We start from the raw sequence: 24,298 nt of genomic DNA, 5'->3' as shown, positions 1-24,298 counted from the left end.
TATCAATCACAGAAGATCATCTCGAAGTTCTGATTGAACTTCTTCAGATTGGGTAGCGATTTGCCCTGCCAAGGTACGGCTTTCGATCCACGGACCACGAGCTGTACATCGCCCTTCTTACGCATCGCAATCGCGAACTTGTAAAGGACGTTGATGCCCGAGCTGTTCAAGAAATTGAGGGTGCGCAGATCCAAAATGATCGACTTCGGATTCGTCAGGAGAACCTTGTCGAGAAGCTCCTCGACCGGCAGGTATTCCTGAGGCCCGCCGAGACGCAGGATACCTTCGAAGTACACCGCAACCTCGGCCGGATCGTACCATACTCGATAGTTTCCGCCTTTGATTTCCATTCTCGCCCTTTCCTTCAAGATGGGCAGACGCGCCATCGTCCTGATACAAGTGTTTTGCGACGACACGGGATCGAGCTTCCAGCCCAGACTGACCCCGTAGTCGCTCATGATGATGAGATATCCAAGCCCCGATCCCGTCGCCTCGGGATCCTCCGCATTTGCTTCCGCTTGTCGCCGCAAAAGCTCCCCCGGATCCTCACGCGAAAGCTCGAGCAGTTTTTCACGCAATGGAGGAACATCACCATTGGCAATGTGATTGCTCACGAGACAAACCAAGTCCTCCTTGCCAATGCCCACGGTAACATTGATGTCACCACTGCGGTTGAACTTGACGGCATTCTCGACGAGCTCATTGAGCACGTAACTCACGGCGCTGCTCACCTCCGCCCGACTGATGAGCTTGCCCTCATCATCGCCATCGGGGAAAAGCTCCGCGAAATACTCCGCCATGAAATTCGCCGTGAGGTTGCAGAGGCTCCACCGCACCGCGAACGAGTCGGGGTACAGGGTCAACGACATGTGCTCGCTGAACGAGTCGTCGAGCGAATAGACGCCAATGATCTCACTCATAGTGTTGACAGTCTCCTACGCGTCATAGCCTCTTGATGACCAACACCGTGATGTCATCGTAAACCTTGTTCGTCCCAATGTGTGCCATCACGTCGGCGATGATCGCCTCTTTGATTTCTCGCGAAGTTTTCGCGTGGTGCTCGACGACGACCTCACACAGTCGCTCCACACCATATTGCGCCGTATCCGTTCGCTCGGCCTCCGTCACCCCGTCCGTGAAGAGAACAGCAACGTCACCGGACTCCATCGGAATTTCCGTATTGGACAGGAAGTCGGTGATGTCTTCATCCATGCCCACCGGAATCCCGAACTCCGTCGTGTCGATTCGCTCGAGCTCACCATTCTTGCGCACGACGATCACTTCCTCGTGCTGCCCCGTGAGCATGAGCTTGCCGTCGCTGTAGTCCATCAGCGAAAGCGTAAGGTTCTTGTCCGAGTTGATGCGCTGAATGTTCTGGTAGATGACCTTGTTGACGATGCCCAAAAAGCGCGTCGGATCCGTCTCGTTGCTCGCAAGAAGCGTCCGCACCGCCGTCTGCACCATCAGCATCAGCACGCCGCTCTCGAGACCGTGACCCGTCACGTCACCAATGCCGATCTTGATGACGCCGTTGCCTCGCAAAACGTCGTAGTAATCGCCTCCAACCTCGTCCGCCGGCGACATGTAACCCGCAATGTCGAGGTCCTTGATCTCGTCGAGCTCGCGCGTCGGAGGCAGCACCATGAGCTGCAAACGGCGCGCGACGTCGAGCTCCGCGCCGAGACGCAGGTTCTCCTGCGCAAGCTGCGCGTTGAGGCTCGTGATCTCCTTGTTCGCTTCCTCGAGCTCGACCGTTCGTGCTCGAACGAGTTCTTCGAGGTTGTTCGTGTGCGCGCGAATTTCGGCCGCCATGTCGTTGAAGGCATGCGTGAGCTGACCGATCTCGTCGCCCGTCGTCGCTTCGATACGTACCCCGTAATCACCTTGGCGCATGCGCGATGCACCTTCCGACAGCGCCACGAGCGCCCCGGTCATGCGGCGAGCCACGAGGTAGACGCCAAGCATCACGATGAGCAGTGACCCTATCGTGATCAACCCCTGGCTGCGTGTAATGTCCCCTCGCGTCTGCTCGATCGTCGCCTGCGCGCGATCGAGCGATCGGTAAAGCTCTTCCTTCGGAACGACGAACCCGAACGTCCACTGGTCGGACACGATCGCGCCATTGACGAGCGCATCGAGCGAACGAAGACGCTGAAGCACGATGATGTGCGGCTGATTGCTCAATGTAATTTCGTGATAATCGACGACCGTACTTTCGGGCATCTCGAGGTTCTTGACCTCGCTCTCCGTACTGTCCTTGAAGAGCCGCTTGATGATTTGAAGACTGCCGTCGGGCGCCTTTTGCTTGCTTTCTTCGCTGGTCTTCAGGCCGAGCTTCTTGGCGCCCGCATCATTCACGGCCAAAAGATTGCCATCGGCTTGCGCAAGGAACGCAAACCCCGTCTCACGTAGCTTCACGTCCTTGATCGAATCGACGATCTTCGCGAGCGAAATGTCGAAACCAATGGTTCCAGCAAACGCCGTGCGCTCCTTGTTCCACACCGGATGAAAGAGCGTCATCACGAGGCCTTGGCCGGCAGCATCGTCGTAAGGACCGTAGTTGACGATCTGCGACTTGCGCTTTGCCAGGCCTCCGGGTTCGGATAGCCACTTCGTACAGCCTTCCGTCAAGCCGGGATAGAAGAAGTCATACCAATTCTTCTCGTTGTGGCCGGGAGCCATTCCATCGAGGATGTTGCCGATGTCGACGTAAGGCGTCAGGCGCGCGATCGGGTTTTCGTGCGGCCCGACGTAGTAAATCTGCACCTTGGACGAACCATTCGCCGCGATCGCGGGCATGATGAGATCCAAGATCGCCGTGCGATCGACCAATGCCTGTGTTTCAGGCTTCAGCGTGCCCGTCTCCTTGTCGCCTTGGTAGCCCCAAGCTGCGACGACCGCCGGCTCGTCATTGGCGTTCTGATACCAGCCCGATTTTTGGTTGTAGACGAGTTTGTCTTTGAGCGCTGGGAGGTTTGCAGCTTCGCGCAGAACCGGCTCGATGTCCGCATCGCGATCGATGAAGTTCTGTACAATCGCCGCCAGCGTATCGATGTCCTTCTCGACGTGTCCCAGCTCGTAGTCGGTGTACTTGACCTTGTCGTTGAGGTGGTTGATCAAGTATTCGCGCGTCGACGTCGTGAGACCCTGCTCGATTTCGGATCGCGAACGAGCGCTGAGTTGTACGAGGCCCGTTTGCGCAACCATCACGTTGAGCACCGCGCCCACGACGACGCTGACACCCGTTACGAGCAGAAACTTCGTATTGAACTTGTTGAGCCTCGCGAAGATGCCGCTCGGTGCATTCGGAGATCCATTGCTGCGGTGATCAGACGACACGACCAGCATCCTCCTGGACACGACGCTCGTACTCGCGTGCGGCTCAGTCGTAAACTGTTTCGAACGGGAACGCTACATCAATTCTGGCAATTTTCATTACACACCGTATCGCTCGCACCTCGCGCGGTGAAACCATGGCCCGCTCTCGTCAACTCGATGGTGCGACGGTCGTCAGCTTCGGAACGGCTTGCGACCCGATCCGGCATAGATCGGCCACGAGGCGAACCCGCCTTCGGTCTGAATTGCCTCGACATGCGCGCGCAGGCCCTCTCGGATACGCTCGAATACCTCGGGAGGCTGTTCGCTACGCTGGCACATCTGCCTCGTTACGTAGTTCCAGCTTTCGACGACCTTCGCAAGCCCTACGGAATCCGAATTCATGTTGTTGATATCGATGAGATGGACTTTGATGTCCTCGAGGCCCGCATTTATCAGCATGGACCTGGTTTTTAGGCCGGTATCCATGTCCATCCCGAGAACATGGCCCATCTCGATCACCTTCTCGTAGGTCCAACGAAATAGTTCTTTCTGGGGCCAGCCGATGATGCCCGACATGAGCTCATTGGTGACGTAGATTCGTCCTCCAGGACGACAAATTCGCAGAAGCTCGCGCAAAATGCCCTGCGGTTCGTTGAAAACCTGCAAGCCCAGGCGGCAGGTGACGAAGTCGAACGAATTGTCGGGCAAAAGGAGCGCGGCCGCATCGCCATACTGGTATTCGATGTTCTCGAGCCCGTAATCGGCGACGTGTTGCCGCGCGTAACGCAAAAATGGTTTCGAGTGGTCTACGCCGACGATGTATTCAGGGCGAAAGTCCCGTTGCAAGAGGATGGCGAAATCGCCGAGTCCACAACAAACATCCGCAATGCGCAGCCCCGGCCGAAGCCCGTGCCACGCGAGCTTGTCCTGCTCGTGCTCCCAAATGATCTTCTCTTGGGTGCGGAGAACGTTGATGAATTCGTCGTCCTCGATGACCTCTTGGATTGGATAAAATGCCTTGTCGTAGACCTCGATGGTGACCGACGGGTAAAGCTCAGCAATGACCTGGAATTTCCGTATGGCCCACGGAATGACGCTGGAAAGAATGAACTTGATTTTCAGCTCGGGACGTGACGTCGAAACCCACCGCACGAAGCGGTTGAGCTCCAAAAAAGCGACGTTGTTCATGTACTTGAGCCGCTTCAGGTTCACGCACAGCGTGCCCCGCGTGCTCCACGCCGCTTGCTCGAGCGACGCGCGCACCGTCGCCATTTCTTCGGCAACGAACGGACGCAGCGTCCCCGTGAGCGCTACCTCCTGCTCGTCCTGCCCTTCGCCACCCGTCACCTTCAAGTTCAAAGCGACCGGCATGCATGACGGCGGCACGCCCGACGACGGCACGCCCGGGCCCGACGGAGGCGCAATCGAGCTGCTCATACCTCACCCATTTCGTCAACCTCGGGCAACTCGAGGAACAAACTCAATCGATTGCTCCCAGGTGGCTCCGAAAGCGTAAATGTACACGTGTATACCGCCACGAGCTCCAGCATCCCGAGCATCGTGTCCTCACCCTCCGCAGGCTCCTCCAGACGAGCACGAAACCAGCTCTTCAAATCGGGCTGATTGACCATCTTCACTGCCATCCGATAAAACATGCGATGCTTGTCCGCGACCGGAATCGTAAGCTGAAGCACCACATGACGCCCACGTTTGCGAAATATGATGTCGATTTCGCCTTCATCGGCATGGTTGCGAAACACGACCTCCAAAAGCTCGTTGACGAATGTCGAAAGGAGTGTTGCGTGCCGCTCGGGATCGCCCTCGTTGGCGCTCACGTACCGCGCGAGGTAGTTCGCGACGAGATGACAGCGGCTCCACTGGCGGGCGAAGCCGCTCACCGTGAACTTCGCCGCCATGATCATGCGGTATCGGTTCGACGCGAGCTCGAGCTCCTGCGGCGCGGTCGGTGTGCTGGTCTTGGCAATCGACATTGGAACCTCGACGGCTTCCATGCGTCAGCGGGGCAAGGCTAGCCGCTCCCGATGCTCACGTCGAGAGTGCACTTGGCAAGGCTTGCCGCATGCAGCGTTCTCGAAGTGCTGGGCACGAATCACGCTCGTCGTCCTTGCTTGCGCGCCAGTCGCCGTTTTCCCTGGTCGGGGCATTGAGCCTTCGTGCCACTAGACGGCGCGCGAAGCAAGAGTTGGCCGGCGCGCGGAGCACACAACGGACGCCAAATGCGTGCACTGTTGCAAATGAGCACTTCATGAATGCGGCACGAGTCTGCGGCGGCACGGATCCGATGCGAATGTGCAGGCAGCCATCGTTTCAATGCAAAAATATCGTCGCTCGCAAAGTGACCCATCGGGTCTCAATGCGACGTGACGAGGCTCGGGGGACAGCTCGTCACTGCCCCCCGAGCTCGGACGCATCGAGTCGTCACTGCGTCAGAAACCGCCGCCGATCTGCGCGAGCAGCGTCCACGTGTCAGCTCCTTGTCGATCGCCCTTGGCCGCGTTCGGCAGCGACAAATCATCGAAGAACGCGGGGCGGTAACTGAAACGCGCTCCGACCTTGATGTTTGGCGTGAGGAGCCGCTCGGCGCCTGCCACGAGCGGGACGACCATGGTCGCAGGATCGCCGCCGTTTCCCGCAAAGCCGGCATACCCAGCGCCAGCCACGACGAATGGCTGCACGGGGAATTGTTCCGGGAGCAGGACGTTGTAACGAACGCCGGCGTCGATGGCGGTCATCACGAGAGACTCGCCATTATCGGAGCGATCGTTGACGCTTCCCAGGTAGTTGCCCTCGATGGAGAATCGATCCGACAACGCGCCGGTGACGCGCAGGTTCCACGCGGGGCCGGGGCTTCCCGCTCCGCCGACGAACCCGACGACGCCGCCGCCACCTTCGATGGACACGATGGGCTGCGGGATCCGGCGGATCATCGGCTGATCTGCAGGAGGTAGTCCTGCCACCCGCCCCTGCTGTGTGCCCGTCACCTGCACCTGGGTTTCTTGCGCTCCAGGCGCTTGCGGTTCGGTTTGTTGAGCATGGGCCGACGCGGGCGCTCCAATTGCGACTCCAGCCAGAAGGGCTGTAACCAACCCAATTCTCATTGCTTCCTCCTCGGATCGTTGACCGAAACAGGCACGGAGACCCTCGTTGCCTCCGAGCCCGCTTCTCTGCACGCATCGCGCCACGTCGATGCTGTGCACCCAAGGCCCCATCAGCCGAGCACGCAAGCGTGCAGCGCTGCGACGAGTCCGAAGAAACGATCCAGCGTCATGGAAACTCGCACATGAATTGCACGATGCGGCCTGACGGATGGGTGAAATCGCAACACAACCATGGTGACCGCGCGCGAGGAATGCGACATTCGGCAGAGGAGCTCTCGATGAACGTCAAAACGATCTACGAAACCCTCGCCGCGCTCGGCACCGGCGCCTTCATCGCCGGTTGCGGCGCGTCGCAAACCCCCGCAAATGCTGCCGAGCAGCCGGCCGCGGAAGCGGTGTCGGAAGCTCGTACGCAGAGCACGAGCGAAGCTTCGAGCAGCACATCGGAAGATCGAACGACAACCGATGCGCCCGCAGCGCCTCCCGAGGAAAAGCCGAGCAGCACAGCTACGGCGGCCGCTGCATCACCCGCGCCCGCTGCATCACCCGCGCCCGCTGCATCACCCGCGCCCGCTGCCGCGAAGGTGGCGGCTCCCAAGCCGACGGCCACGGCCAAACCAGTCAAGAAAGTCACGACCGCGAAGAAGAAAGATGCCGTGGCATCTTGCGGTGAAGGTGGCTGCGCCTGATATCGATCATTGGCGACAAACCGCTCGGGTAGCGACCACCTCGGTTGGCTCGTGCTTCGACGAGCTGCGTCACGGCGGTTTGTCCGAACGACGTGCTAGCCGACTGTGCGTCGTTTTGTCGCCCCTTTCTCAGCTACATGTTCGGTCGTGCAACCAGCATGTGATATGACTGCAGCGCACGACGACGTTGCGATGAACTTTGCCCGGCTGCGATCCCGTGGCACGCTGCTTTGTGGGGACATTGTGCGACGTCCTGCGCTCGCCGACATGAACGCTTTCTCATGACAAGCAGCTCAGTACAGGATCCGCTCGGCATCACGGGGACGATTCTCGCCGAGAAGTACCGCATCGACGCGATCATCGGCGAAGGCGGCTTCAGCATCGTCTACCGCGCCGAACACCTCATTTGGCGGCAGCCGGTTGCGATCAAGTGCTTCCGCATTCTGGCGCAAGCTCCGATCGACAAGCGCGACGAGCTGCTCGACAGCTTCATCCAAGAAGGCCGGCTGCTCGCGAGTTTGTCCAGCCGATCGGCCGCCATCGTGCAAGCTCGCGACATCGGCAAGTTCACGACTGCCGACGGCCAGTGGATCCCGTACATGGTCCTCGAGTGGCTCGAGGGCAAACCGCTCGAACAAGTGCTCTTCGAAGAGCGCGTATCGGGTCGTCCGGCGCGTCAGATTCACGAAGCGATGGCCCTGCTCGAACCCGTCATCGTGGCGCTGGAAATCGCGCACGCGAAGAACATCGCGCATCGTGACATCAAGCCGGCCAACATCTTCGTCATTGGAGATCCGTCTGCACCATCGCCGTTCACCAAGGTGCTCGATTTCGGCATCGCAAAGGTGATGGCTGATCATGCAGCCGAGGCATCGTCTTCAGCCAAAACGGGCGCCGAAATCACCGCGTTCACGCCCAACTACGGCGCGCCCGAACAGTTCAGTCGAACGCACGGTGCAACGGGTCCGTGGACCGACGTGTTCGCCATGGCGCTCATCCTCGTGGAGATCCTCCGGGGCGGCGTGCCTGCATTCGAGGGGACAGACATCATTCAATTCGCCGTCGCCTCGCGTGATCCTTCGCGTCGGCCGACACCAAGAACCTTCGGCATCGAGGTATCGTCGGAAGTCGAAGCCGTCTTCGCCAAAGCGCTCGCCGTGTCACCGAATGATCGCTTCGCGTCGATGGGACAGTTCTGGGCAGCGCTGCATCAGGCGGTTTTTCCTGGCGCAACTTGGAACCCGGGAACGACGAGCGGGATTTGGGCACCGATGTCGTCGGTCCCGGGCATGTCGGCGCCAGCCGGACAGCCCTCGCAAGGCGCGCCCTACGGCAGTGCAGCACCGTCTCGACCTTACGCGAGCGGTGCGCCATCGCGGCCAGCCGCAGGAACGATTCCCATTTTCTCGGCAGGCAGCGGATTTGCGCCGCCTCCTCCAAACCCCGGCGCAAGACCACAAGTTTCGACACCGATGACGCAAGTGCCGACGGTGCCGAACCTGGGACCCAAGCGCTCATCAGCAGCTTTTGTGGCCATCGCCGTCATCACGGCAGCCGCGCTCGTTGGCGGCGGGCTTGCCGCGTTCAAGGTGTTCAGCAAGCCGCAAGCCGCTCCGAAGCCGACCGCCTCTGCAACCGCGCAACCAAGCGCAGCACCTTCGGCCTCGACATCGGCCGCGCCGACGCGACCAACCGAATGTCCCGATGGCATGGTGCTCGTGCCCGGCGGCAAGTTCTTCATGGGCTCGGACGAACCCGAGTTCAAACTTTGGCAACCCGCGCACAAGACGATCATCGATACGTTCTGCATCGATACGCACGAGGTCACCGCAGGCGAATACAAGGCCTGCTCCGACCTGGGCGAATGCAAGAGGCCGCCGGAGCTGCCGAACTGGCCCAAGACCGCCGGCTCGTCCGATGCGGAGCATGAAAAGAAACGCGCCGCCTATGCGGAGCTCTGCAACTTCGGCAAACCCGATCGCGACAAGCATCCGATCAACTGCGTCAGTTGGTACCTCGCAGAGAGCTACTGCGCGTTTCGCAAGAAGCGTTTGCCCACGGAAGCGGAGTGGGAGTTTGCCGCTCGCGGCTCGGACGGACGCAAGTTCCCCTGGGGCGACGATCCTGCAACGACCGAGCGGATGAATGCCGGCGGGACCGAGTTCACTCGCTGGGAGAAGAAGTATGGTTTCGCGGCGAGCCCACGCCTGTACGAAGTCGACGACGGCTTCGAAGGCACGGCTCCAGTAGGCAGTTTTCCCAAGGGAAGAACAAAGTTTGGCGCGGACGACTTCATCGGCAACGTGTGGGAATGGACGTCGGATTGGTTCGAGACGTACAAGCCCGACGAGGTCATCAATCCCCAAGGAGCGCCGAACGGAGACCGCAAAGCGATCCGCGGCGGTTCGTTCAACGGTGGCAACCTTCTTTGGCTGAATCCGGCGTTCCGCTTCCATCAAGTGCCGGATGCCACCACGCCCGTCATCGGATTCCGCTGCGCAATGAATCTCTGAGGCTCGGGGTTCGAACCGGAACCAAGCCTGGATTTGCACGCCCGCTTCGCGCGCGTGGGACGCGCGCTGCGCGAGGCCTGTTTACGATGGGGGGTCCGCGGCTCGCCTCCCGGTGCTTTTGCTTCGCAAAAGCACGGCGAGGCGCGGACGCCCCCCATACCCCCCCGAGGTCGGACCGAGACCGATTCACGGTGCAGGGTGGCGCCGGGTCTCTGCTACCTTCTCCGCCCGTGCCGGTCCCCGACAACCTCCTCGGCGACCCGTCCGTGACGGGACCACTTGGCTCCCTCGCGCTGTCCTACGTGCGCCCGGGAAGCTCCATCCTCGCGCTGCGCGCCGCGAAGTGGCACGAAGGCCTCGCGCGCCTCGGGGTCGTGCTCCCGTTTTCGCTCGTGCACGACGTGGGCCTGCTCTTCGCGGCACCGCGCGATCACATCGAACTTGGCACGCGCTGCGAACCCGCATCCATCGCACGCGGCCTGCCCGACCTCTTGCGCCTGTCGGACTCGTACCGCCGCATCCTCGACGAGCTCGCCCAAAGTGAAGTCGTTCGCCGAGCCTCCGAGCTCAAGATGGGCGACGACCTCGTCATCGTCTTGCTTTCGCGCCTGCTCGGAGCCCTCACGTCGCGCGTCAACGTCGCTCCCGCATACCGCGCGGCCATTCCCGTCGATGCGTCCCTCTTCGAACGGCTCGACCAACAACTGCCAGCGCTCTTCGTGACGACGCGCCGCAACTTCGAGCTGTCGGCCATGCAAGCCCTCGAAGTCTCCCGCCTCTACGTCCTCACGATGACCGACACCCTCGACCTCGACACGCTGCGCCTCTTCGGAATGCTCGGAAGCGACGGCACCGGTGGAGCTCTTGCGCAAGTCGACTTGCTCGCTGCGTTTCAGTCGCCCGAGGCCAACGATGTCGTGAACTTTTCGCTCGAGATTCTACCGAGCGTCCTCGAAACGAAGACGCGCCGCGCAGCAGGAACGACCGCAGCTCACGGATACAACGGCATCGGCACACGCGGATCGATCGACAGCCTGGTCCTGACCGAGCTTGCTTGGGACGACATGGAGCTCGCGCGCCGGCTTGCGGACAACGAGGTGCTTTATTACGCGCGTGAACAAAGTCGCGACGAGCAGCGGCGCATCCACTACATGCTCGTCGACGCGTCGGCATCGATGCGCGGTGACCGACAAACCTTTGCGCGAGGCATGGCCATCGCGACCGCGAAGAAGCTGTTGCTCGAGGGTGAAGACGTGGCGTTTCGGTTTTTCGATGCGCGTCTGTACGAGATTCACCGCGCGCACGGGGACAAACTCCCGACCGCTCACGTACTGTCGTTCAAGGGTGAACGAGGCCGGAATCCGGCGCGTGTTTTTGCGGAGCTAGCGACGGACCTCGACCTGATGCGGCAGCGCGATCCACGCACGCCCGTCGTCCACTTGTTCACCCATGCCGCGCTCTACATCCCGCGTGAGATGGTCCAGGCGGTGCGAAGGTTCGCGCATATCGCAGGCGTGTTCATTCTGCCATCCGGGGGCAAACTCGACCTCGACTACCTCGACCTGCTCGATGCTCACTGGGTCGTCGATCACGCCACGCTGTCGAGCGGTTCGGCCCGAGCAAATGCCGCGCGCTCGATCCTCGATCAAACGAAGGGCGTTTCTTCGGACGACGATGTCCCTGCGAAGAAACCCGCTGCGAAAGGGGCCGAAGCGTGAACGGCAGATCGCTACAAGATCTGCGTGACGATGCGCGAGCCGCCGCAGCTCGCGGGGACGCCGAGCGTGCCCGCCATGCGCTGCTCGGTGCACTCGGCGACACCAAGGTTCGCGAAGAAGAGTACGTGTCTGCAGCGCGCGAGTTGCGCGAGATCCTGGTGAACATCGGCGACTTTCGCGGCGCCCTCACGCTGGATTGGTACACGGGCAACGACCGCGGGCAGCGCGATCTCGTGGGGCGCGTGCCTCCGATCGACCGCGCTCGAACGATGCTCGCGTGGGCCGATCGTGCCGAGGATCCTGGGCGGAAGCAGTCACTCTACGCCAACGCTGCCGACGAATACGAATCTGCGGGGCTCGTGGCACAAGCGGCCATTGCGCGTGAACGCGGCGGCGATCTTTATCGAGCACGAGCGCTCTGGTCACGCCTCGCGCAGCTCCTGACCGGCTCGGGTGGCGATCTCTATGCCGCGGGGCTTGCTCGCTTCAACTTGGCCCGCACGTCGATGCGTACGGGTGAAACGACTGCTGCGCGCGAAGCTGTCGTCGCGGCTGTGCACCTCCTGGAAGAAGCTGCAGATCGTTACGAAACCGTAGGACAACGCGAACGCGCGTTCGACTGCTACCAAGTCCTCATCGCGGTTGGTCGAGAGAGCGGCGAGTTCGAACACGTGCTCGAAGGGTTCGTCAACGTCATCCGCATTTTGCGCGAGGATCACCTTCGATATTACGCGCTCCAATCTTACGAAGAGGCGCTCGCCGCTGCGGAAAAGCAGAGAGAGGTCGCTGCTGCGGCCACGCTCGCGCGCGAGATGAGCGCGTACGCGCGCAAGGAAGGGCTGCCCGCGGTCGCCAACTTCGCAACGCTTGCACAAGCGCGGTTGTGGCAAGAAGTCGCGGACGCAGCGCTCACGCGAGGATCCCCTCCGTCGATTGCAGAAAACGCGCTGCTCGCAGCCGTCATCGCGCTGAGCGAGGTCGGGCAATACAACCGCGTGGGCCACGTGTACGACAAACTCGCGGTCCTCGAGATCGAGCAGGCGCGACGCAAACACTACGCGACTGCGCGCAAGCGCTACGTCGATGCTGCCGAGACGCGCATCGAAAGCCAACCGCTGCCGGCGCACTTGCGCCACGAAGTTGGGTTTCCGGATGTCTGGCACGTCGATCTGGTCGAGTGGGAGCAACGCGGCAGCGCAGCCGAAGCAACCGGCGACGTCATCCTCGACCCCACGGCATGGGCCGAAGTGACGCGGCGTCGAGCGCTTCTTGCGCGCCTCACGGCGCTCGCCATCGAGGCCCAAGAACACGCGGCTCCCATGCTCGGCGCGCACGCGCAGCTCTACGTCACGCTCGCCGAACAACTCGCCCTCGTCGAGCTCTACACGATCCTCTCTCCACTCGAACGCTTGTTTCGCAAGCCCGAGCCTCAGGTGCGCGTCGCGGTCGTCAAAGCGCTCGCGCGTTTCCTTTACAAGCGTACGTTCATCACGCTGCGCGATGCGCTGGCGGATCCGGATCCGAACGTCGTGCAAGAAGCTGCCAAGGCGCTCGAAGACCTACGCTTCCCGCATGCGTTCGACCCGCTGGCCCGCATCTACCGCGAATCTCAGAGCACCTCGGTGCGAGCGTCCGCCATCCGAGCGCTCGCGCGTATCGACACGCTCGAGGCCGCCGAGCTGCTTTTATCGATCATCGATCACGATGGGCGTGAGGAGCAGAAAGCCGCGGTCGAAGCGCTCAAGAAGGCGCGGGGCATGAAGTTTGTCGACGTCGCGAAGAACGCTCTCCCCGGTTTGTCGGAGGCGTCGAAAACGGCGGTTCGTGAGATTTTACGCAGTCGCGGGGTGGGTTGATTTCTGCTTCCACTTGATTCCGTGCAGCCTCACTGCGCGCGTTACGCAGTCTTGCGTAGGGGCTTTCCTGTAGCGGTTTTCAAGTTCATCCCGAGCGACCTCCTTTTGGGATCAGCATATTCATGGAAGCGAAGACGGTGCGCTTCCTGGGGGGGAAGCGCCGAGACAGCCGTCACGGCCCCCGGGAGATTCGCTGCTCGATTTGGTCGACGTTTCGGCGACTCCCGGTGGCCGGGTTCCTTTTGTGAGCACGGGACATGGCTTGGACGCTCGCTAAGCGGGCGTGAGACGCCCGCTTCGCGAGGCCAGTCACGATGGGGGGCTCGCGCCTCACCCCCTAACCCCCTCTCCCCCGCGCCTACGGCGCGGCGGAGAGGGGGAACAACTGCTCTGCCCCCCATACCCCTCGGGATCCATGCCCACGCTACTTCAGGATGGACGCCAGCGCCGGGTCGAGGTTTGGCCAGCGAAACGAGTAGCCCAGCTCTTCGGCACGGCGCGGCAAAACGTGCTGCCCCGTCGTCACGATCTCGGCCGCTTCGCCCATGCCCACCTTGATGAACGCTTCGGGGACGCGGAACCACGACGGCCGGTGCATCGCGCGACCAATGGCTTTCGATAGCTCTTCGTTCGTCACCGCATTCGGAGAAACAGCGTTGATGGGACCTCGAGCTTCAGGTTTGTCGAGGCAAAACAGGATGAGGCCCACGACGTCGTCCGCGTGAACCCACGAGATCACGTGTGAGCCCGATCCAATGGGACCGCCAGCGAACATCTTGAACGGCAAGAGCATTTTCTCGAGCGGCCCGCCTCCTTCGCCCAGCACGATCCCGATGCGCAGCATGACCGTTCGAACACCAAGCGTTTCCGCCGGCCTTGCTGCGGCTTCCCAAGCATCCACCACGTCCGCGAGAAACCCTTCACCACGCGCCGACGTTTCAGTGAGTCGTTCGGTGCTCGGCCGTGGTCCGTAGATCCCGATGGCTGATGCGCACACGAACACGTCAGGCTTTTTCTCCGCACGCCGCATGCCTTCGACGACGAGCCGCGTCGAATCCACTCGGCTGGACAGGATCCGGCGCTTGGCGTCCTCGGTCCAGCGCTGCCCCACGTTTTCACCGGCCAAGTGAACGACGGCCGAAGCGCGACCGAGCTCATCGAGCCACGGGCCTTCTCGCTCGGGATCGTATGCAACTGCGATCGAGCCCTTGGGCAAGCGCCCACTCGTGCGCGATGGATCGCGTGACAGCACGGTCACGGAGTCGCCGCGATCGAGCAGCGTTTTCGTGAGTTTTCGCCCGATGAATCCCGTTCCGCCCGTGAGCAGCACGGACTTGACCACGTCGCTCTTTGCCATGGTAAGAGCGTGCCCGTGGACCTCGAAGTCTTCAAGAAACTCCCTCTCGGTGGCACCGATCGTCGCAGCATCGTTTCGGGCCTTGCCGCGCACGGTCCGGCGACCGCGCGTGATCTTCTCGCAACGCAGCTCGCTCGAGTTTGCCCGCGTGGTGCCGTCGTTCCAGACGACACGGCCGTCATCATTCTCGGTGGGTCGAACGGGATCACCCGAGCGGTCGCGATCGAGCTTTTGTTCGGGGCGCGCGCAGCCGTCTTCGGCGTGCATTACGACAGCGACAAAATGCAGATCGGCGTGCATCACGTCGCAGCGCTTTGCGAACGAGCCGCCTCCGAAGGACTCACCGCGCGCTTTTGGAACAGCGACGCGACCAAGCCCGGCATCGCGGACGAGGTCATCGCCGAAATCAAAGGCAAATACCGCGCAGTGCACCTCATCAACGGCATCGCTGCGGGCGCCACGAAGCGGTACGTCGAGCACGGTCCGACCAAGGTAAAGGACGTCGACGTCGCGTTCGATCCCGTCTTGCAGGTGCCCGACTTCAGCCGCCGGGAAAACATTCGTCGCGTGGGGTTTGTCGAGGTCGAAGTTGCGACCGATACGGACATCGAGCGAACGAACCGATTCATGGGTACGTCGTCGCTCATGTGGGCCGAGGCGCTGGCGAACGCGGGGCTACTCGTTGCAGGTCAAAGCATCGTCGCGTTTTGCGATTACGACTTCGAGCCTGACGATCCGGTGTATGCGATGGGTCCGCTTGCGGGTGCGAAGAAACTTCAGCGCGAAACGATGGCGCGAATACGCGAACGTTTTGGCGCGAAGACCGTGCGCATTTGTTATCCCGCGGTCGCGACGACAGCGCTCGGGGCCATTCCCGGAGGGCTGCTCATGTATGGTTTGTCCGCGCAAATTTTGAAAGAACGCGGCCAATATCAAGACGTCATGGAGCTCGGCGCGGCGACGATGAAGCTCTTCGAGCCTGGTTTCGCGTCTGACATCCTGCGGCTCGACGAGGCCTATCAAGCGGCATTGCCGGAGTTTCATCGCCGTGAGCGCGAGCTTGGCCCCGATGGTCTTCATGCGGCATTTTCCGCGCTTTACGCTTCGTAGAAAGAATTTCGAGCGCGTGTGAATCGTGGCGCTCGTGCACCGTCCAAGGCCGCTGGTGCTTTCGCCGTGCGATGAATGCAGCAACGTTCACGCACGCGATGGTTTCTTGGCAGAGACGCTTGCTTGTTGATCGGAATGGATGACGCGCGGCGTGGTCACGCGAGTGCTCACGTCACGCAAGTTCGATGGGCCTGATTGCCATGTGCGTAAGTTGCGTATGGTTGGCCCAGGAAAGCTGCTCTGCTAGTGTCGGGCGAGTCCTTGTAGTACTCGGGTGCTTACCTGGAGGAGATAGAATGAATCTGCGAACTTTTGCGATGCTTGGTGCGGTGTCGATGCTTGTGCTTGGTGGCTGCGTCCTCGTCGATAGCACGCCCGGCGGCGGCAACGGCGGCGGCGGGTCCGGTGGTGAAGGCAATACGGGCAACGACGGCGGCGGCGGTGCTGGCGGCACGGCCGGCGGCGGTGGAACCGCGGGTGCGGGCGTGGGCGGCGGTGGTGGCGGCATGGCGGCGTGCGTCGGCTGCGGCGAATACGTGACCGCACTCGCGACGGGCGGCATGCCGGGAACGCTCTGCCAAACGAATCCCTCGTCGGGCCTGAACTCGGAAACGTTGTTCACCGAGCTCGCGATGTGTACGTGCGACATGGCAAACGGCTGCGGTGCCGATTGCGCGACGTCCACGTACTGCGGTGGCATGGACGCCCCCTCGATGGCCTGCGGCACGTGCATTCAGACCGGTGCGTGCAGCGGCGCGTTCGGTTCCTGTTCCGGCGACATCTGATCCACACTGCCCAACGAACACGCTCGCGAGCGGCCTTCAACCGGCCGCTCGCGGCCTTTTGTACACCGTGCTAACTCGCTCGCCGTGAAAGCCATCATCATCGGCGCTGGCCGCGGCAGCCGCCTCAAACACCTCACCGAAGACATCCCCAAAACCCTCGTCCCCATCCTCGGACGACCCATGCTCGACGGCATCCTCGAAGCCCTCGCTGCAGGTGGTTTCACCTCAAAGGACATCGTCTTCATCTGCGGCTACAAGGCCGACGTCATCCGCGCGCGTTACCCCGACTTCACCTACGTCGAGAACAAGAACTGGGAACGCAACAACATCCTCGCCTCGCTTCTGTGCGCCCGCGAGTATCTCCAAGACGGGTTTGTCTCGACGTACGCCGACATCGTCTATCGCCCGCAGATCGTCGCCGACATCGTGAAGTCCCCGCACGACATCACGCTCGCGTGCGATACCGATTGGCGAAGGCGCTACGTCGGTCGCTCGCAGCACCCCGAAACGGATGCAGAAAAAATGCGGGCCGATGGAAGCCGCATCGTCGAGCTTTCGCGCCGCATCGCATCCGAGCGCGCATCGGGCGAGTTCATCGGCGTCATGAAGCTTTCGGCCGAGGGTTCGCGCAGGTTTGTCCAGGCGTACGACGAAGCCCGCGCCGCGTTTCCCGAAGGCGAATTCCGCGAAGGCCGCACGTTCGAAAAGGCGTACCTCATCGATCTGCTCCAGCGCATGCTCGAACGCGGCGAGCCCATGCACCGCGTCGATACGCACGGCGGCTACATGGAAATCGATACGACCGAAGACGCGTCACTCGCCGAAGAATGGTGGCGCCTCACCCCCTAACCCCCTCTCACCCGCTGCGCGGCGGAGAGGGGGAAGTCATCCGAGCTGAAACCGCACCGCGGCCAAATCCACGCCCGCACAATCCACGATGAGCGTGTCTCCCGCGTGCACGATGTCCTTCGGACGCACCGCGGTAAAACCCTCTGCACCCGCGCGCTTGCGACTCACGATCCGACACGGCAACCGTTCCTCGATGTCGATCGCGGCACTGTCCGGGTGCGACGAACCCACCACCACATCCGCCGTCACACGCACGACGTCCTCCAATCGATACGCCGAATGCACGCCTTCATGCGTCGCTTGAATCGCAATGAGCGGCGCCGATAACGCGCTCGTCGAAAACGACTCGTCGAGCTCGAGCGCTCCGCCCACTTTGCCTGCGAGACGCTGATCGAACATCCGCATCACCACGCGTACGTTCGGATTCATGCGCTTGGCATCGAGCGCGATCTCCAAGTTTGCAAGGTCATCGCCCGTCGCACACACGATCGCCTTCGCCCGAGCCACGCCCACTTTCACGAGCAGCTCGTCGCGACGCGCATCCCCGACGAGCACGGGCACGCCCTTGGCACGGATCGTCTCGATGAACGGACGGCCCTCGCTTTGCTCGATGGCGACCACGTCTTCGCCCAACTGACAAAGCTCTTCGCTCACGCGGTATCCGACGTGCCCGAGGCCGCACACCACCACGTGCTTGTTCATCATGTCGGTCATGATCGACGTCCAAAGTTCGCGCTGCGTCGCCAGATCGAGCAGCGATGCGCCTATTTTGAAGACCCCCTGCGCCAGCAGAAAAAGCCCTGCGAGCGGCGTGAACCAGTAAACGCCTCGCGCGACCAGCGAGTGAGGAAACGCTTCGGTCGGTTCGAACACGAGCAGCGTCCAGAGCGACCACACGGTCGTCGCAAAGTCGGGAATCGCTTCGCCGTGGCGACGCAGGTCCCAGCGCAAGAGAAGCGACGCGCCCAGAAGATACAGCGCGGCGTACACGAGCGGCGGGCCGAGACGTCGCAACACGTAACCGGCAATCGCGAGCCGCACGCGAAACCAGCGATAACGAGGTCGTCGGCGCAACGTGCGACTCGAAGGAGCGGGCATAGAGTGTCTGGTTTGATTCCGGGTCTGGATTTGTACGCTCGCGTCGCGCGCGTGGGACGCGCGCTCGCGAGAGTTTTGTCACGATGGGGGGCTCGCAGGCGGCTCTGTGAGTCCATTGGGCTTCGCCCAATGGACGAGCCGACTGCTCTGCCCCCCATACCCCCCGGATTTCGCCTTATTCCTAACCGAACGGTGCTCAGTCTTCTTCTTCGACAGCCTTGAAGCCGCTGTCCTTGATGACCTTCTCCTGCACCATCGGCGGACAAATCGCGAGGTGATCGACGGACATCGAGAACGTGCCTTTGCCCTGCGTCATGCTCTTCAACTTGGACTCGTATTCGAGGATTTCGGAGAGCGGGACGTACGCATTGACGATCGTTTGATCATCAATGGAATCGGTTCCGAGGATGCGGCCGCGGCGGCTGTTGATGTCGCCGATGACGTCACCCGTCGCGACGCTCGGCACGACGACGTTCAGCTTCACGACAGGCTCGAGAATCACGGCGCCTGCGTGAGCAATGGCGGCTTTGAACGCTTTGCTTCCAGCCAACTGGAACGCAGCGTCGGACGAATCGACGTCGTGATACTTGCCGTCGTAGACGCGAACCTTCAGGTCCACGATCGGGTAGCCGGCCAAGAAGCCCTTCGCCATCGCCTTGACGACGCCCTTTTCGACCGACGGAATGAACTGCCGCGGAATCGATCCACCGACGATCGCATCTTCGAAGACAAACCCTTCGTTGCGCGCCGTGGGCTCCATGTCGATGTAACAAACGCCGAACTGGCCGTGTCCACCGCTCTGCTTCTTGTGCTTGCCTTCGATGCCCGTGACCTTCTTGGTGATCGTTTCTTTGTAGGCAATGTGCGGGGCACCGAGGCGGCAATCGATGCCGATGCGGCGGCGAATGCGTTCGACGGTAATCTCGAGATGCAGCGATCCGAGTCCCGACACGACGAGCTCGCGTGTCGTCTCTTCGATCGCCACGGTCAAACCAGGATCTTCTTCGGTGAGCTTGTAGAGCGCGGTGCTGACCTTTTCCTCGGCCCCTTTGCCCTCGAACTTCACACCACGCGAGAACAGCGCCGGCGGCAAATCGGGCGCCGTGAACAAGAAGCTCTGCTTCTCGTCGCACAACGTCTGCCCGCTCGTCGTCGCCTTGAGCTTGGCCAGCGCAACGATGTCGCCCGCCTTCGCTTCGTCGATGGCTTTCGCGTCCTTGCCGACGATGTTGAACACCTTGCCCACGCGCTCGGTGTTTCCCGTCGACGCGTTGAGGAGCGTGCTGTCGGCCTTCAACGTGCCCGACAAGACGCGCACGAACGACGTGCGCCCTGCATGCGGATCGATCGACGTCTTGAAGACGAACGCCGAAACGGGTGCGTCGACGGAGCTCGGTCGTTCGGCTGCAACGGGTTCCGCACCGACTTTGCCGCCAGGCAACGTGCCCTTCCAAGCAGCGTGCGCCGTCGGCGGAGGAACGAGCTCCACGATGCCGTCGAGCAATGCAACGACGCCGCTCGGACGCGTGCCCGAAGCAAAATAAACGGGAACGACTTTGCGTTCGAGCACGGCAGCTCGCAGGCCGCTATCGAGCTCTTCCTGCGTGAGGTCACCTTCGGTCAGGTACTTCTCGGTGAGGTCGTCGTTTGTCCCGGCAACATCATCGACGAGTTTGGCGCGGCCATTCTCGAGCTCGCCGGCGAGTTTGTCCGGGAGCGCGCCTGGCGCGACCGCATTCGGCGCTTCGGGTTTGCCGATCCACGCCTTCTTCGTGCGCAGCGCGATGATGCCTTCGTACGTGAGCCCCTCGCCCACGTGATGCTCCATGACGGCGACGGGAGCCTTCAGGCGTGCCTTGATCTCGCTCACGACATCGTCGGGCCGAGCGTTCTCCGCATCGACCTTCGTGACGACGACCAGCACGGGAATCCCCTGCGCACGCGCCCAACCGAACACGCGCTCCGTGATCGGTTGCACGCCGTCCTTGCCGCTCACGACGAGCACGGCTGCATCGACCGCGCCGATGGCGAGACGCGTTTCCGCAAGGAAACTGCCTTCACCGGGCGTGTCGACCACGTTCACTTTTTTGCCGGCCCACGAGAGGTAAGCAACGCTCGCTTCGAGCGAGCACGCATGGTCTTTTTCCTCGGCCGTGTCGTCGAGAATGCTCGACTTGTCGTCCACTTTTCCGAGCTTGGGCGTCGCCTTCGCCACGTACAGCATGGCTTCTGCAAGCGACGTCTTACCGGAACCTTTGTGGCCAATCAGAGCAACGTTGCGGATGTCGCTAGGCGCAGTGGGTGTCATCGTCGGTTCCTGTCCACGCCCCTCACGCGTACGAGGTCCAGCGCCTCCAGCGAAGGGCGGATATCCCCTCTACCTGTGATCGGCCAAGCTTACCAGGGGCTTATTTGCAGATGGCCTTCATCAGCCTGCTGCGCGCCGCGACGCGTCGGTCGAACGTGCACGACGTACGGTGTAGGCTTGCGCCGTTCTCCCTCGCGTCGCAACGCTCGCGACGCCTGCGGAACGCCCTCTAGCGACTGTTTGCCCAATCCGTCCATTCATGCAGGCCGTCCGGCTTCTCACCAACTGGATCCTCGGGATCCTCCTGACGCTCATCATCCAAAGTTGGGACCAAAAACGTCTCGACGAGGACCAACGCGCTCGAAGCTGGAACGCCGCCACGCGCGCCCAAGCCATCTTCAACTTCGGCCCTTGGTCGATGCTCGGCTGGGGCTGGGTCACACGACGCGGAAAAGGCCTTTTCATGGGCTTCGGCGCAGCGTGCCTCATCTCCGCCGTCCTCGTGATCGTCGACCAAATTCTCGTCGCGCTGTTTGGAGATTGAAACCCGTTACGGTTTGACAAACCTCGGCGCCTTGTCCGTGTTCGCCACGTCCTTGGCTTCGCACCAACCACGCCGAGCTTGATCGACGCCATACCGCACGAGGCCGAGCTCATCGGGCGTCGTCGCGTGACTCGCCAAGAGCAACTTCGTTCCTATGTCCCGAGCCACTCGTGCGTAGCCATCGGCGCTCGCCAAACGATCCGGCCGCGCATCGAGCTCGAGGAAAGCTCGGCATTTCTTCGCGAATTTGGCGATCGCTTCTGCATCCACTTGCGCAAGTTTTTCCTTCTGAAACACCGCCGTCGGGCGCGCGACGATGTGCACCTGGCCTTTGTCGATCGCGGTAATGAGCCGCCCCGTACGCTCCTTTTCTTCCAATGCCGACGCGTTTGAGAGCTCGGCTCTCACGATGAAATCGGCAAGGGCATCAGACTCAGCATCGAGGTCTCCGTTGTCACGCACGCCCACGGTGACGCCCGGATGCACCGCGATTCCCTTCACGTGCGCCGCTGCATGCGCCACCGACCGCAAAAATTTCCGCCGCACGGACTCGCCATCTGCGGCGACCATCTCGCGCGGCCCGAGGACCACCACGAACGAGTACCCACGATCGCGACATGCCGTCACCAAGCTCGTCACGCGCTCGTCCATGTGCTCGGACGTCGGCACATCCACGACGTCCCCTACCAAATCATTTTGACTGCAAAGCTTTGGCAGTTTGCCCTCACGCGCAGCGTCGATCTCGCCTCGATCTTCGCGCAGCTCCGGCGGCACGAACGCCAAACCCACCGAGCCGAACACGTCTTCCTCGCGCTCCCCCGACAAACGCGTTCCGTCGTCGAACACGCCGTACTCGTTGATCTTCAACTTCTTACGAACACCAAGCATCCGGATCGCGATGTTGTGCGCCTTCGATCCCGTGAAGTAGTGCATCGCCGCGCCAAACGATTCCTTCGGCACGACACGCAAATCCACCTGCAAGCCCGAACGCAGCGCCACGCTCGTCCTCGTCTCGCCATCCGCGAGCACCCGCTCCACGCCGGCGTAACTCGTGAGCAGCTTGCCGATCTCTTTCGCCCCGTCGTCGGTGGTCACGAGAATGTCGACATCGCCCACGGTGTCCTTGCGCCGTCGATAACTCCCAGCAACTTCGACCGCGCTCACGTGCGCCGCACCTCGTAAGCGCTCCAGAATCGGCGCGATCTCCGCATCCGCATCCGACAGAAGAATCCGTTTTCCGCGCCGCGCTCGTGCCGCGATGCCTTCGAGGATCTGCGCTTCGAGCTTCGGCCCAACGCCTTTGAGCGAACGCAGCCGCCCTTCGCGTGCTGCTTTTTCGAGCGCGTCGATCGTGTCGATCCCAAGCCCCTCGTAGATCGCTTTTGCTCGCTTCGGCCCGAGCCCCGTGATGTCCAAGAGACCAAGCAAGCTCTCCGGCGTGCGCTCCTTCAGCTCGTGCAAAAGGCCGAGCTCGCCCGTCGCAGCGATCTCGCGAATTTTCCCCGCAAGGTCCTTGCCGATGCCAGGCAGTTCCTCGAGTGCCCCGGGCCCTCTTTCAGGCAGTGCTCCAACGGGTGACGCGAGCGCCCCCACGGTGCGTGCCGCACCTCGATACGCGCGGACCCGAAAAGGACTGGCCCCTTCGATTTCCAAGAGGTCCGCCAGTTGTTCCAAAACGCCCGCGACACCTTCGTTGTCCATCACGTCCCTCGTTCCCCCGGCGAAAGCAAATCACACTCCGCGCATCTCGCGCTATATGCGGGCCCGTGCCCGTGGTCGAGACAGACGAGCCGAACAGGCGATTTTTGGTGCGCGCCGCCGCGTTTGCCCTGACGCTCGGTGTGTTTGTCCCTACCGCACAGGCGTTCAACCTGCCCGCCGCGCCGCCTGACAAAGGTTGGTCCCATGAAACCCGTCCGTTGCGAGACTTTTCCGCATGGGCTGATCAAGCACGAGGGGGCATTCGCGGCGTCACGATCGGGCCCATCGAAAGCTTGCGGCATGCGGGCAAAGGATACGGATCGCCCGCGTGTGCCAAGGCGATGAACGAAGCGCGAGCGATCGGCGCGACGTGGATCAGTTTGACGCCGTTCGGTCGGGTTTGGGATTTGAAACCCACGGGGATCGATTTGACGTTCGAGGCGCCGTTCGAGGAAAACCGCAAGAACGTCCTCGCGGCGATCGCTCAAGCGCATGCTCGAGGGCTCAAGGTGTTTCTCGTGCCGCACCTTTGGGTCGAGAAGGGTGATTGGCGAGCGCTCATCGATCCGGGGGACGACAAGGCTTGGGAGAGGTGGGCCGAAGCGTATCGGCACTTTTTGCTGACGTGGGCGACGGTGGCTGCTGAAGGCGGCGTTGAAATGTTCAGCGTCGGAGTGGAGCTGCGCAGTTTTGTCACGACAAACCGTGCGCCGCTGTTCTTTCCGATCCTTCGGGACGTGCGCCGGATCTATTCGGGATTGCTCACGTATTCGGCGAACTGGGACGACGTCGAAGACACGCTCATCCTGGGGGAGCTCGACCTCATCGGGATCAATGCGTTCTATCCGCTGGCGGACAAGGATGGAGCCGATCGCGAGGCGCTCATGGCTGGGGGCAAGCGAGTGACCGAGGGGATCGAGCGGCTGTCGCGGCAATGGCAGCGGCCGGTGGTGCTGACGGAGATTGGGTACACGACGCGTACGGATCCGGCGGTGCGGCCTTGGGAATGGCCGGATGGGATGAAGGACGTGAAGGTGGACGAGGAGGCGCAGGCGCAGGCGTATGAAGCGATCATTGCGCCGCTTCTCGATTCGCGTGCATCGGCTGGTTTTTTCGTGTGGCGGTATTACGCGGATCCGGACGACGTATCGCAAGAGGCCGAGTGGGGGTTTTCGCCGCGCGGAAAGCTAGCGGAGCTGATTTTGCGCGACGCGTTCACGGCTCGCTGGGCAGCCGACGGGCCTGGGTTTGTCGGGGAAAACCTGGGGCGACACCGCGCAAGAACGCCGGCCGTGTGGGGTTGGGAGCTTTCGCCGTAGAACGAGGCCAGACT

Annotated in this window: 17 protein-coding genes and 1 pseudogene; 9 read left to right on the top strand and 9 right to left on the bottom strand. The window is 61.9% G+C overall.

Annotated elements, in window-relative coordinates; all coding sequences use genetic code 11:
* Positions 1 to 2 precede the first annotated feature (2 nt).
* The 5 genes from IPM54_34380 to IPM54_34360 form a co-directional block, all read right to left on the bottom strand.
* The gene (locus IPM54_34380) at positions 3 to 350 is read right to left on the bottom strand and encodes a hypothetical protein (protein ID MBK9264857.1); all 348 of its coding nucleotides are present in this window, start codon (positions 348 to 350) and stop codon (positions 3 to 5) included.
* Positions 351 to 942: 592 nt separating this feature from the next.
* Entirely contained in the window at positions 943 to 3,348 is a 2,406-nt protein-coding gene (locus IPM54_34375) for a SpoIIE family protein phosphatase (protein MBK9264856.1), read from the bottom strand.
* A 162-nt stretch (positions 3,349 to 3,510) separates the two neighbouring features.
* Entirely contained in the window at positions 3,511 to 4,755 is a 1,245-nt protein-coding gene (locus tag IPM54_34370) for a class I SAM-dependent methyltransferase (GenBank protein MBK9264855.1), read from the bottom strand.
* On the bottom strand, positions 4,752 to 5,234 hold the full coding sequence (locus tag IPM54_34365) for a hypothetical protein (protein ID MBK9264854.1): 483 nt from the start codon (positions 5,232 to 5,234) through the stop codon (positions 4,752 to 4,754). Before IPM54_34365 ends, IPM54_34370 begins: the two co-directional genes overlap by 4 nt.
* A 531-nt stretch (positions 5,235 to 5,765) precedes the next feature.
* Complete coding sequence (locus tag IPM54_34360) at positions 5,766 to 6,437, bottom strand: outer membrane beta-barrel protein (protein MBK9264853.1); 672 nt, start codon at positions 6,435 to 6,437, stop codon at positions 5,766 to 5,768.
* Between the two features lie 278 nt (positions 6,438 to 6,715).
* Between IPM54_34360 and IPM54_34355 the strand changes: the two genes are divergently transcribed.
* The 4 genes and pseudogenes from IPM54_34355 to IPM54_34340 all read left to right on the top strand — a co-directional run bounded on the left by IPM54_34355 (position 6,716) and on the right by IPM54_34340 (position 13,213).
* Entirely contained in the window at positions 6,716 to 7,126 is a 411-nt protein-coding gene (locus tag IPM54_34355; GenBank protein MBK9264852.1) for a hypothetical protein, read from the top strand.
* A gap of 281 nt (positions 7,127 to 7,407) precedes the next feature.
* A complete protein-coding gene (locus tag IPM54_34350; GenBank protein ID MBK9264851.1) occupies positions 7,408 to 9,639 on the top strand; it encodes an SUMF1/EgtB/PvdO family nonheme iron enzyme in 2,232 nt (743 codons plus the stop codon).
* A 230-nt stretch (positions 9,640 to 9,869) separates the two neighbouring features.
* Positions 9,870 to 11,282, top strand: a pseudogene (locus IPM54_34345) (hypothetical protein).
* Positions 11,283 to 11,353: 71 nt separating this feature from the next.
* Positions 11,354 to 13,213: a HEAT repeat domain-containing protein gene (locus tag IPM54_34340; GenBank protein MBK9264850.1), complete on the top strand. Its 1,860-nt coding sequence runs from the start codon at positions 11,354 to 11,356 to the stop codon at positions 13,211 to 13,213.
* A 424-nt stretch (positions 13,214 to 13,637) separates the two neighbouring features.
* On the opposite strand, the gene IPM54_34335 is transcribed toward IPM54_34340, so the two are convergent.
* Positions 13,638 to 14,570: a TIGR01777 family protein gene (locus IPM54_34335; GenBank protein ID MBK9264849.1), complete on the bottom strand. Its 933-nt coding sequence runs from the start codon at positions 14,568 to 14,570 to the stop codon at positions 13,638 to 13,640.
* Between the two features lie 15 nt (positions 14,571 to 14,585).
* On the opposite strand from IPM54_34335, the gene IPM54_34330 reads away from it, so the two are divergent.
* The 3 genes from IPM54_34330 (at position 14,586) to IPM54_34320 (ending at position 17,314) form a co-directional block, all read left to right on the top strand.
* Positions 14,586 to 15,680: a hypothetical protein gene (locus IPM54_34330; GenBank protein ID MBK9264848.1), complete on the top strand. Its 1,095-nt coding sequence runs from the start codon at positions 14,586 to 14,588 to the stop codon at positions 15,678 to 15,680.
* Positions 15,681 to 15,976: 296 nt separating this feature from the next.
* The gene (locus IPM54_34325; GenBank protein MBK9264847.1) at positions 15,977 to 16,465 is read left to right on the top strand and encodes a hypothetical protein; all 489 of its coding nucleotides are present in this window, start codon (positions 15,977 to 15,979) and stop codon (positions 16,463 to 16,465) included.
* Between the two features lie 84 nt (positions 16,466 to 16,549).
* Positions 16,550 to 17,314 carry a phosphocholine cytidylyltransferase family protein gene (locus tag IPM54_34320; GenBank protein ID MBK9264846.1) on the top strand — a complete coding sequence of 255 codons (765 nt, stop codon included), beginning with the start codon at positions 16,550 to 16,552 and terminating at the stop codon, positions 17,312 to 17,314.
* A gap of 36 nt (positions 17,315 to 17,350) precedes the next feature.
* Here the strand turns inward: IPM54_34320 and IPM54_34315 are convergent, their stop codons facing one another.
* Together IPM54_34315 and IPM54_34310 are read right to left on the bottom strand one after the other, a co-directional pair.
* Positions 17,351 to 18,388, bottom strand: coding sequence for a potassium channel protein (locus IPM54_34315; protein ID MBK9264845.1), 1,038 nt, complete (start codon positions 18,386 to 18,388; stop codon positions 17,351 to 17,353).
* Positions 18,389 to 18,608: 220 nt separating this feature from the next.
* Positions 18,609 to 20,720, bottom strand: coding sequence for an elongation factor G (locus IPM54_34310; protein MBK9264844.1), 2,112 nt, complete (start codon positions 20,718 to 20,720; stop codon positions 18,609 to 18,611).
* Positions 20,721 to 20,979: 259 nt separating this feature from the next.
* Here IPM54_34310 and IPM54_34305 point away from each other — a divergent pair, with 259 nt between their 5' ends.
* On the top strand, positions 20,980 to 21,264 hold the full coding sequence (locus IPM54_34305) for a transcriptional regulator (GenBank protein MBK9264843.1): 285 nt from the start codon (positions 20,980 to 20,982) through the stop codon (positions 21,262 to 21,264).
* A gap of 6 nt (positions 21,265 to 21,270) precedes the next feature.
* Here IPM54_34305 and IPM54_34300 read toward each other — a convergent pair whose 3' ends face one another.
* Positions 21,271 to 22,965 (bottom strand): DNA polymerase III, encoded by a 1,695-nt coding sequence (locus IPM54_34300; GenBank protein ID MBK9264842.1) that lies wholly within the window; start codon positions 22,963 to 22,965, stop codon positions 21,271 to 21,273.
* A gap of 218 nt (positions 22,966 to 23,183) precedes the next feature.
* Between IPM54_34300 and IPM54_34295 the strand changes: the two genes are divergently transcribed.
* The gene (locus tag IPM54_34295) at positions 23,184 to 24,284 is read left to right on the top strand and encodes a hypothetical protein (protein ID MBK9264841.1); all 1,101 of its coding nucleotides are present in this window, start codon (positions 23,184 to 23,186) and stop codon (positions 24,282 to 24,284) included.
* Positions 24,285 to 24,298: the final 14 nt, after the last annotated feature.

The organism is Polyangiaceae bacterium, assembly GCA_016715885.1.
GTDB lineage: Bacteria > Myxococcota_A > Polyangia > Polyangiales > Polyangiaceae > Polyangium.
This window is presented reverse-complemented; position numbering and strand designations above follow the sequence as displayed.